This window comes from Streptococcus sp. oral taxon 058 str. F0407 (assembly GCF_000235485.1).
In the GTDB taxonomy this organism is placed as follows: Bacteria; Bacillota; Bacilli; order Lactobacillales; family Streptococcaceae; genus Streptococcus.
Window position 1 is genome coordinate 486,203 of sequence record NZ_JH378888.1, and the last position, 11,288, is coordinate 497,490.

The window sequence follows — 11,288 nt, forward strand, 5'->3', positions numbered from 1 at the left end:
GAAAGAGACAAAAGAAAAATCCCTTGTTTTAAACAAAGGATTTTGCGATTATCAATTTGATTAAAGTTCGATATCACCGAACAAGTCAGCCATTGAGAATCCTGTTTGTGTTTCTGGAAGTTCGAAATCACGTTTTTCTTGACGTTTTGGACGACGAGGACGAGCAGCACGTTTCTCTTCTTTTTGTCCTTCTTCTTGAGCTGGACGTTCTTCAAGAGCTTTGATAGAAAGTGAAACACGTTCTGCATCAGCGTTAACATCAAGGACTTTAACAGTAACTTCCTGACCAACAGTAAGAGCTTCTTTTGGATTTTCGATACGTTTGTGTGAAATTTGTGATACGTGAACAAGTCCATCGATACCTGGCAATACTTCAACAAATGCACCGAAGTCAGTCAAACGTTTAACTGTTCCTTCTACTACATCACCTTTAGCCAATTTTTGCTCAACGCCATCCCATGGTCCAGGTGTTGTTGCTTTAAGTGAAAGGGATACGCGTCCTTCTTCTTCGTTAAGATCAAGGATCTTCACTTCGATTTCTTCACCAACAGTTACAACAGATTTAGGTGAAACGTTACGTTCATGTGACAATTCAGTCAAGTGAACCAATCCGTCAACACCACCAAGGTCGATGAAAGCACCGAAGCTTGTGATACGAGCAACTTTACCAGTTACTACATCACCAACAGCCAATTTACCGAATACTTCAGCACGAGCTGCTGCAGTAGCTGCTTCAACAACTTCACGACGTGAAAGGATGAAGCGGTTTTCTTTAGGATCAACTTCTTTGATTTTAGCATCAAATTCTTGACCTACGAAACGCTCAGTGTTACGTACGAAACGAGTATCCAACATTGAAGCTGGGATAAATCCACGAACACCTTCAAATTCTACTGAAAGTCCACCTTTAACAGCACGAGTTCCTTTAACAGTAACAACTTCTTCTTCGCGTCCAACAAGTTTGTCCCATGCTTTGCGAGCTTCAAGGCGTTTTTTAGATACAAGGTATGTAACTGTATCAGTATCTTTACCAACTACTTGACGAAGTACAAGAACATCCAATACTTCTCCTACTTTAACAAAGTCATTGATATCTGCATCGCGATCGTTTGTCAATTCGCGAAGAGTCAAGACACCTTCAACACCAGTCCCAGAGATTGCAACGTTAGCTTGAGTCGCATCAACTGTCAATACTTCAGCACTAACAACATCACCAGGCTCAACTTGGCTAACGCTATTTAGCAAATCTTCAAATTCGTTCATCTAAAAAATCCTCCAACAATCAAGTCTTTTCCAAAACTTGACATACTTATAATTTTTTTCCTAAGCACCCGCAAGAACATGTTCGTTTTGTTCATGTCTTTCAATATAAAAATAAAATACCCTAAGATATTTTTCTTTTTATCTTGAATTTATTACCTAAGAACTGGGGTAGCTGGATTCGAACCAACGCATGAGGGAGTCAAAGTCCCTTGCCTTACCGCTTGGCTATACCCCAATGATGAGATGGAGAGAGAGGGATTCGAACCCCCGAACCCGAAGGAGCGGATTTACAGTCCGCCGCGTTTAGCCTCTTCGCTATCTCTCCAATGCTTAACGAAAACTATTATATCATGAAATTTTCAAAAAAACAAGCATTATTTTGTTAAATTATAGTTTTCAATCAAAATTTCCACAGCTTTTTCAAGTTTTTTATAAAAACTATCGACATTTCCATTCTTTATGATGGCAAATTGACTATCTAATTCGGCAATTTCACCAATAACCTTTTTCCCGATCGTCAAAACGTAACCTTCATAACTGTCTTTTCCAACAGTCACTTTTGCATCTGTTAATTGAATTTCAATTTTCTTATCTTTTTTACTCATACTTTACCTCTTTTCACTTTTTCTATTGTACAGGAAAATGCTCAAACTAGCAAGAAAAAACTCCATTTCAGCCATTATAACTGCTATGGAGTTTCTCTTTGCTTCATGTCGTCTAGTCCACTTTGACAATCCATCCTTCAGGTGCTTCAACATCACCGAATTGGATACCGGTCAATTCATCATAGAGCTTACGTGTTACAGGACCTACTTCTGTTTCACTATAGAAAACATGGAAATCGTCGCCGTGTTGGATTCCCCCAATTGGGGAGATAACTGCTGCTGTTCCACAAGCACCTGCCTCAACAAAACGATCCAAATTGTCAATCGGAACATCACCTTCGATCGGTGTCAAGCCCAAGCGGTGTTCTGCCAAGTAGAGCAACGAGTACTTGGTAATAGATGGCAAGATAGAGGGGCTTAAAGGTGTAACAAATTCATTGTCAGCCGTGATTCCAAAGAAGTTAGCTGAACCGACTTCTTCAATCTTTGTATGTGTTGAAGGATCTAGGTAGATAACATCTGAGAAATGACGTGATTTTGCCATTTTACCTGGTAGAAGACTGGCAGCGTAGTTTCCACCTACCTTGGCCGCACCCGTACCATTTGGTGCTGCACGGTCGTATTCATCCTGAATCAAGAAATTAGTTGGAACCAAACCACCTTTAAAGTAATTACCAACTGGCATAGCAAAGATGGTGAAAATGTATTCCTCTGCTGGTTTTACCCCGATGATATCTCCGACACCAATCAAAAGAGGACGGAGATAGAGGGTTCCACCTGTTCCGTATGGTGGTACGTATTCTTCATTTGCTCGGACAACTGCCTTACAAGCTTCTACAAACATTTCTGTCGGAACTTGGGGCATCAAGAGACGGTCACAGGTACGTTGCAGACGCTTGGCATTTTCATCAGGACGGAAAAGTTGGATACTGCCATCCTTCGTACGATAGGCTTTCAATCCCTCAAATGCTTGCTGTCCATAGTGGAGACTTGGAGAAGACTCTGAAATATGCAAAGTCGCATCCTCTGTCAACTCTCCTTGATCCCATTGATCATTTTTATAATGAGCGATATAACGGTAAGGTAATTTCATATAAGAAAATCCAAGGTTTTCCCAATCAATTGCAACTGTCATGTGTTTCTCCTTTATACTATTCAAACTATGTGTTCTATTCTACACTTTTCTAGTAAAATTTCAAGTATTATTTGTAATTTTCTGAAAATTTTCTCGACAAAAAGAAATCAGTCACTTGGACTGATTCTTTTTATGGATTTTCTTTCCCTTCTTTAAAGACTTCTTTGAGGTAAGCATCGAAAACTTCTTCATCTGAAATGGTGTCTGAAATAAAGCTTCCATTGCTAGTGCGTTCTGACAAGTTTAAATCTTGCAATCGGCTTTCATAAATTGTTCCCTTGTTAGATTGGACAAGCAGTGTTTGGTCGTTCTCTTCCACTTCTGTACTGAAGAGATCACCGATGAAGCTTTGTTCTGCAACTGCTCCTGCCAAGAAGACACGATGCGGTTTGTTTTTCAACTCACGCAAGACTTGTAGACCTCGTTTGGCACGGCTAGTTGCTGGAATTTCGTCAATAGAAACACGTTTTAAACTACCACGTTGGGTCAAGAGGTAGAAGGATGAGGTGTTACAGATAAAGGCTGCCTGAAGCACATCATCTGCTTTCAGGTTCATGGCCTTGACACCTGCTGCCTTGGCACCAACAACTGGTACCTCTTCGATATTGAAACGAAGGGCATAACCATTTTGGCTAATCAAAAGAACATCATCTAGTTTAATCGGAGCCACTGCTACAATCTGGTCTGTCTCGTCTTTGAGCTTAGCATATTTGACAGACTTAGACCTGTAGGTCCGCCATGGAGTGAACTCTTTGCGTTCTACCCGTTTGATTTGACCAAGACGAGTTGCAGCAAAGTAGGTTGTCGCATCCTCAAACTGATCCACTACTTCAACATAAAGGATTTCTTCGTTAGTTTCGAAATTTGTAATAGTCTGGCTCAGATGCTCTCCGATATCCTTCCAGCGAATATCTGCCAACTCATGGATTGGTCGATAAATGACATTCCCAAGAGTTGTGAACATCAAGAGGTGCTGGGTTGTCTTGGCAGATTGTACAAAAATCAAACGATCATCATCACGTTTGCCAATTTCTTCCAGAGTGGAAGCTGCGAAGGAACGTGGGCTGGTACGCTTGATGTAACCAGCTTTGGTCACGCTAACATAGGTGTCTTCCTCGGCAATCAAACTAGCTGTATCAATCTCGATGACTTTTGCCGTATCTTCTAAAGAACTCAAACGAGGAGTCGCAAATTTCTTCTTGACCTCACGAAGCTCTTTCTTCATGAGATTGTACATGGTCCGCTCATCACCGATAATCGCTGCAAGCATGGCAATTTTCTCACGAAGTTCTGCTTCTTCTTCCTGCAAGACAACCACATCGGTATTGGTCAAACGATACAGTTGCAAGGTAACGATAGCCTCAGCCTGCTCCTCTGTGAATTCATAGCTGACCTTGAGATTTTCCTTAGCGTCAGCCTTATTCTCAGAAGCACGGATAAGAGCAATGACTTCATCCAAAATCGAAATCACGCGAATCAAACCTTCGACGATATGGAGACGTTTCTCAGCCTTTTCCTTGTCAAAGCGGGAACGCGCCAAAATCACTTCACGACGATGGGCAATGTAGCTAGACAAGATTGGAACAATCCCGACCTGACGAGGTGTGAAATTGTCAATCGCCACCATGTTAAAGTTGTAGTTGATTTGAAGGTCAGTATATTTGAATAGATAGTTAAGAACCAGCTCCGTATTAGCGTCTTTTTTGAGCTCAATAGCGATTCGAAGACCGTCACGGTCAGATTCGTCCCGAACCTCAGCAATCCCTGCCACCTTGTTATTGACACGAACATCATCGATTTTCTTAACCAGGTTGGCTTTATTGATTTCATAAGGAATCTCAGTGATAACGATTTGTTCCTTACCACCTTTTAGCTTTTCAATCTCAGTCTTTGAACGAACGACCACGCGCCCTTTCCCAGTTTCATAGGCTTTCTTGATTTCATCACGACCCTGAATAATCCCCCCTGTTGGGAAATCTGGTCCAGGCAAGAATTCCATGAGTTTATCCACCTTGGCAGTTGGGTGGTCAATCATGTAAACCGTCGCATCAATAACCTCAGCTAAATTATGGGGAGGAATGTCTGTGGCATAACCAGCTGAAATCCCAGTCGAACCATTGACTAGAAGGTTTGGAAAGGCTGCTGGTAAGACAGTTGGCTCTTTCTCGGTATCGTCAAAGTTCCAAGCAAAGGGAACTGTCTTTTTCTCGATATCTTGAAGAAGGTAACCAGCAATCTCAGACAAACGCGCCTCGGTATAACGCATTGCCGCAGGCGGATCTCCATCCATAGAACCGTTATTACCGTGCATTTCAACTAGAATCTCACGGTTCTTCCAGTCCTGTGACATACGAACCATGGCATCATAGATAGAACTATCACCGTGTGGGTGGAAATTCCCCATGATGTTCCCGACAGACTTGGCAGACTTACGGTAACTCTTGTCAAAAGTATTGCCATCCTTATTCATCGAATAAAGAATGCGACGCTGAACCGGCTTCAATCCATCACGAATATCTGGCAAAGCCCGGTCTTGAATGATGTATTTGGAGTAGCGACCAAAGCGCTCTCCCATGATGTCCTCCAGGGACATATTTTGAATGTTACTCATATAGGATACAGAGCCCGTAAAATATCAAGTGAAAATAGAAAATTCTTGAAGTAAGCAAGTTCACCAGAGAATTTATCTTTTTCACACAGCATTTAGGGCGTGTTCAACTCCTTTCAAAGAATGTAGAGTAGGTTTTAAATAGAGAAAAGATGAAAGGTCTAGGGATTTTAGTTTCTCATAACTAACTGTTATCTATTCTTCTAGCCATTTTTCATAGGAAATAGCGTAGGCTTTAAATCCCTTGCGCTCATAAATGCACTTTGCACTATCATTCCACGAGTAAGCATGAAGTTTAACACGCTGGATATTAGTTCTCTTCAGCCACTCCATACAGTCATCCAACAACATATGCCCAATTCCTTTCCCTCTAACAGAGGCGCTGACAAACAGTTCATCAATCAGTCCTATTTGACCTGTTCCATTATCCGCAGTTGCGTCTTCATCATACACCCTTGCCAAGCCATAACCTACAATATCTTGATGATATTCAGCTAAAATAATGTGTGTTCGTCCATCATATCTATTTTCAAATGTTTTTAGTGCCTGGCTTTTAATAGCTTCAAGAACCTGCGAATAATCATCGTATGTTGATTTTTCATCATGGTGTTGCCTGTTGAATCGGCTTAGAGCAGATGTCAGTTCGACAAAAATTTCTTTATCATTTTCGCGTGCTTCACGAAGTGTAATGGACTATTTGTTATGCTTCATGACTGATTGCCTTTCTCTTTTGTAATAGCTAGCTGAAATAGTGTATGAGACCAGCGAACCTAAAGTTGCATAGCGAAATTTAGAGTCTAAGTCTCTCTTTAGCGTACTGAATCATTTTTTCTGCAGTTTCTTTATCATAAGGAAAACCAGTCTTGAGAGAGAAGGCCTGCGCTTCTCTGTGGAAAAGTCTCATCGTAGCAAACAAAGACTGAGTGATTTTATCCCTACTTGAGAAATCAAGCAAATTCGAGAATTCCTTTTCTTTCTCAGCAGGCAAATAGTTAAAGAGATATTTATAGTTCTTGCCGATGTCGACCTTTCCCTTATCACTTGCTACCTGCCAAGCCAAGACCTTCAAGAGTTCTTGTTGGCAAATATCGTAGAGATGGTCGGTCGCGTAGATGAGCTGATTACGACAAATCCCTTTAACCACGTAGGCTGATACCCACCAAAATTCATTGCAGGCTTTTTCAAAATCTGTCTGACTAGCTGGACTTGTCCAGTAACGTTGAGGACTTGTAGTATAGGACTCAAACAAGCCTTTCTCATCTTTCAAAACTGTATAATCGGCCTCACTATCCACCCACTCTTGAATGTGGTCTTTGGGGCAAAGGGTCAAATCTATCCGATTGCCATCTTCAAAGAGCATGAGATAAAGTCGACGGTTTCCCAGCACATTATACTGTTCAATCAGACGTTTGCCAAACTGGTCCAACCAAGAAAGGTCACTTGTCAGATTATCTAAGTCGTCCACGATATAAACAACATCATAGTCTTGAAATTCATCTTTTGGTGCTTTTGTATCCGTTCGTGAACCAGACATGGCGACAGTATCGACTTGGAGCGCTTTTGCAGTTTGAAAAATTAAATCAAACATTTCGGGTTCAGTTCTCATCTTTCACTCCTTCATCACTTAGAGCTGTTTGAAAATGGGTCAGGGATAGGAAGTCCCTCTTGCTTTTATTTTTGAAGTTTCTGTATTCTTTTTCTTTCAAGAACCCAAAGCAGAAATTGAACTCCTGAAAAAAAGCCTTGCAAGAAAATAAGTATATAAATTTCTTTCGTTTCTCTAAATAATACTAAAACATTTACAATTGAGAGGAGAAATATAAACGTAACGTTGCATAGTAATATCCGAACAAACCTACTAGGAAAATACTTAACGTGTTTGATACTTTTATAAAGAGTAGTAATTGAATAAATTAGACTTAAAGGTATATGGGTTAGTATATAAAATATTCTTAAAAATACTTTTAAGTAGGGTTCGTCTAGAGACGGATTAAATAATACGAATACACCAATATTACACACCATAAATGCTAAGGAAGTTAGTGAGCTTGAATATTCCATTTTCTCTTTATTGGATATTGCATCAAGAATTATTCCAGCGATTACAATAATTTCGAAAATGAAAAACATCATTATTAAAGAACTGTTCACTATTCAACCTCCTTTGCTTTATAACCTCTTTTATAAAAAAGTGTAATATAATATTAACTTCTATGATTTCAAATGATTAAACATTTAAAACACTGTCGCTTCCTCCAGCGTAAACTTGACATTATCTTCAATCCACTTACGGCGTGGTTCGACCTTATCTCCCATAAGGACATTGACGCGACGTTCGGCGCGAGCCAGGTCTTCAATCGTGACACGGATGAGGGTACGCGTTTCTGGGTTCATGGTTGTTTCCCAGAGTTGATCCGCATTCATCTCACCAAGTCCCTTGTAACGTTGAAGGGTAGCGCCTTTACCAAACTGCTTGCGGAGTTCTTCTAGCTCTCCGTCTGTCCAAGCGTAGGCCACTTCTTCTTTCTTGCCTTTACCTTTAGACATCTTGTAAAGAGGAGGGAGAGCGATATAGACATGTCCTGCCTCAACTAGCGGACGCATGTAACGGTAGAAAAATGTTAAGAGCAAGGTCTGGATATGGGCACCATCGGTATCCGCATCTGTCATGATAATGATCTTGTCATAATTGGCATCTTCAATAGAGAAGTCTGCTCCGACACCCGCACCGATTGTATAAATCATGGTGTTGATTTCCTCATTTTTAAGGATATCCGCCATCTTGGCCTTGGCTGTATTGATAACCTTACCACGAAGAGGCAAAATAGCTTGGAATTTACGGTCACGACCTTGTTTGGCAGAACCGCCGGCAGAATCCCCCTCGACCAGATAGAGTTCGTTCTTAGCAGGATTTTTAGACTGGGCTGGTGTTAATTTCCCAGACAACAAGCCCTTATCTTTTTTATTTTTCTTACCATTTCGGCTCTCATCACGCGCCTTACGTGCTGCTTCACGGGCATCACGGGCCTTGATAGCCTTGCGGATGAGATTGGAAGCTAGTTCTCCATTTTCCATGAGGAAGAAAGTTAATTTTTCTGCGACAATGCTATCAACAATCGGGCGAGCTAGTGGACTTCCAAGTTTGTCCTTGGTCTGTCCTTCAAACTGGAGGTGTTCTTCCGGAACCAAGATAGAAAGAACGGCTGCTAGTCCCTCACGATAGTCTGAACCTTCAAGGTTTTTATCCTTTTCCTTGAGAAGACCTGTCTTACGCGCATAGTCATTCATAACCTTAGTAATGGCAGACTTGAGCCCCGTCTCGTGCGTTCCACCATCTTTGGTACGGACATTATTGACAAAGGAGAGAATGTTATCTGAAAATCCATCATTGTACTGGAGGGCAACTTCCACTTGGAAACCATTTTCTTCACCCTCAAAGTATAGTACTGGTGTCAAGGTTTCCTTGTCTTCATTCAGATAGGAAACAAAGTCCTGCACCCCATTTTCATAATGAAACTCGATCGCTTCTTCTGTTCGCTTGTCCGTTAATGACAAGGTTACATTCTTCAAGAGAAAAGCTGACTCATTGATGCGTTCTGAAATGGTATTGTACTTGAAGTCTGTCGTAGAAAAGATAGTCGCATCCGGCATGAAGGTAACCTTGGTACCTGTCTTAGACTTGGGTGCTGTCCCCACCTTTTCAAGAGTCGTAACTGGCTTACCACCATTTTCAAAACGTTGCTTGTAGACTGCACCATCACGGGTGATTTCAACTTCCAACCAGCTTGATAGGGCATTAACGACAGAAGAACCCACTCCGTGAAGACCACCAGAAGTCTTGTAGCCACCTTGACCGAATTTTCCTCCAGCGTGGAGAATGGTAAAGATAACCTCAACGGTTGGAATTCCCATGGCATGCATACCAGTCGGCATCCCACGGCCATGGTCCTCTACTGTTAAACTGCCATCTTTATTGATGGTCACATCAATGCGATTACCAAAGCCAGACAAGGCTTCATCGACTGCATTGTCCACAATTTCCCAGACTAGGTGATGGAGACCAGCACCGTCAGTCGATCCGATATACATCCCTGGACGTTTACGGACCGCATCCAACCCTTCTAGCACCTGAATGGCATCATCATTGTAGTTATTAATATTGATTTCCTTTTTTGACACAAGGAACCTCCTATTCGTTCATCTTTACTATTTTACAGGTTTTCTAGGTATTTTGCAAAGTTTTTCCCATTCAGCTGTCACAATTTCACAAGATATTCTCAGCCTTTCTACAGCATTTCATGGTATAATAGGTCTATGATGACATTTGTATTATTAATTTTAGCTTATCTGCTAGGTTCGATTCCGTCTGGTCTTTGGATTGGACAAGCTTTTTTTCAAACAAATTTGCGTGAACATGGTTCTGGAAATACTGGAACGACCAATACTTTCCGTATTTTGGGTAAGAAAGCAGGGATGGCAACCTTTGTGATTGATTTTTTCAAAGGAACCTTGGCCACACCACTTCCAATTCTTTTCCACCTACAAGGTGTATCACCTCTTGTCTTTGGACTTTTGGCCGTGATTGGACATACCTTTCCTATCTTTGCAGGATTTAAAGGGGGCAAGGCTGTCGCAACCAGCGCTGGTGTGATTTTCGGATTTGCGCCTGTCTTCTGTCTCTACCTAGCAGTCATATTCTTTGGAACCCTCTATCTTGGCAGTATGATTTCACTATCTAGCGTTGTTGCTTCTATTGCTGCTGTAATTGGAGTTCTGATTTTTCCACTATTTGGGTTTATCTTAAGTAGCTATGACCTTCTCTTCACTCTGATTATCCTAGCACTTGCTAGTTTGATTATCATTCGTCATAAGGATAATATCACACGCATCAAAAACAAAACTGAAAACCTCGTTCCTTGGGGACTGAACTTAACTCATCAAAATCCTAAAAAATAAAACGCCAGTTTTGTACTGACCCCAAAAAGTTAGACAAATAATTTAAGTGAAGGATTTAGTTCTGTATTGCACAGGACTAAGTCCTTTTAGTTTGACCTTAATTCGTTTGTTGTTGTAGTAATCAATGTAGTCCACAATAGCTTGTTCAAGGTCCTCTAAAGACCTAAAGTGCTTCTCATAACCGTAAAACATTTCTGATTTCAAAATACCGAAGAAGGACTCCATCATACCTTGTCTGGGCTGTTACCTTTACGTGACATGGATGCTTGAATTCCCTTACTCTCTAGGAACCGATAATAAGAATCGTGTTGGTATTGCCAGCCTTGGTCGCTGTGTAAAATGGTATTCTCATAGTGTTTCTCTGTGAAGGCCTGTTCCAACATCGTTTTTACTTGTTCTAAATTAGGCGAAGTAGAAAGATGATAAGCAATAATTTCACTGTTAAAGCCATCTAAAACAGGCGATAAATAGAGTTTCTGTGTGCTATTTGGAATGGCAAATTCTGTCACATCCGTATAGCACTTTTCCATTGGTTTCGTTGCTTCAAACTGGTGTTGAATGAGATTTTCTGCTTTCTTGCCAACTTCTCCTTGGTAGGAAGAATACTTGCGTTTCCGACGAATTCGAGCTGTTAAACCAAGGTCCTTCATCAGACGTTGGACCTTCTTATGATTCACTGTAAAGCCACGATTTCTTAGTTCAAGAGTAACTCTCCGATAGC

General features: G+C 41.1%; 8 protein-coding genes, 2 tRNA genes and 1 pseudogene. 1 reads left to right on the forward strand and 10 read right to left on the reverse strand.

Annotated features, from left to right (window positions below):
- Positions 1–60: 60 nt before the first annotated feature.
- The 9 genes from rpsA to parE all read right to left on the reverse strand — a co-directional run bounded on the left by rpsA (position 61) and on the right by parE (position 9,790).
- On the reverse strand, positions 61–1,263 hold the full coding sequence (gene rpsA, locus HMPREF9184_RS06855; RefSeq protein WP_001001617.1) for a 30S ribosomal protein S1: 1,203 nt from the start codon (positions 1,261–1,263) through the stop codon (positions 61–63).
- Between the two features lie 163 nt (positions 1,264–1,426).
- Positions 1,427–1,498 (reverse strand) — tRNA-Gln (locus HMPREF9184_RS06860).
- A 9-nt stretch (positions 1,499–1,507) separates the two neighbouring features.
- Positions 1,508–1,588 (reverse strand) — tRNA-Tyr (locus HMPREF9184_RS06865).
- Between the two features lie 49 nt (positions 1,589–1,637).
- The gene (locus HMPREF9184_RS06870; RefSeq protein WP_000037107.1) at positions 1,638–1,868 is read right to left on the reverse strand and encodes a DUF2969 domain-containing protein; all 231 of its coding nucleotides are present in this window, start codon (positions 1,866–1,868) and stop codon (positions 1,638–1,640) included.
- A gap of 112 nt (positions 1,869–1,980) precedes the next feature.
- Positions 1,981–3,018 (reverse strand): branched-chain amino acid aminotransferase, encoded by a 1,038-nt coding sequence (locus HMPREF9184_RS06875; RefSeq protein WP_332251329.1) that lies wholly within the window; start codon positions 3,016–3,018, stop codon positions 1,981–1,983.
- 115 nt (positions 3,019–3,133) lie between these two features.
- Positions 3,134–5,614 carry a DNA topoisomerase IV subunit A gene (parC, locus tag HMPREF9184_RS06880; RefSeq protein ID WP_009444318.1) on the reverse strand — a complete coding sequence of 827 codons (2,481 nt, stop codon included), beginning with the start codon at positions 5,612–5,614 and terminating at the stop codon, positions 3,134–3,136.
- Positions 5,615–5,806: 192 nt separating this feature from the next.
- Positions 5,807–6,301, reverse strand: a complete 495-nt coding sequence (locus HMPREF9184_RS09510) for a GNAT family N-acetyltransferase (protein WP_083822907.1) — start codon at positions 6,299–6,301, stop codon at positions 5,807–5,809.
- Between the two features lie 100 nt (positions 6,302–6,401).
- Positions 6,402–7,217, reverse strand: a complete 816-nt coding sequence (locus HMPREF9184_RS06890) for an aminoglycoside 6-adenylyltransferase (protein WP_001258590.1) — start codon at positions 7,215–7,217, stop codon at positions 6,402–6,404.
- A 629-nt stretch (positions 7,218–7,846) separates the two neighbouring features.
- Positions 7,847–9,790, reverse strand: a complete 1,944-nt coding sequence (parE, locus tag HMPREF9184_RS06900; RefSeq protein WP_000037302.1) for a DNA topoisomerase IV subunit B — start codon at positions 9,788–9,790, stop codon at positions 7,847–7,849.
- A gap of 135 nt (positions 9,791–9,925) precedes the next feature.
- Between parE and plsY the strand changes: the two genes are divergently transcribed.
- Complete coding sequence (gene plsY, locus HMPREF9184_RS06905) at positions 9,926–10,567, forward strand: glycerol-3-phosphate 1-O-acyltransferase PlsY (protein ID WP_009444320.1); 642 nt, start codon at positions 9,926–9,928, stop codon at positions 10,565–10,567.
- A gap of 42 nt (positions 10,568–10,609) precedes the next feature.
- On the opposite strand, the pseudogene HMPREF9184_RS09970 reads toward plsY, so the two are convergent.
- Positions 10,610–11,288 (reverse strand): annotated as a pseudogene (locus HMPREF9184_RS09970) (IS3 family transposase); the annotation flags it as partial.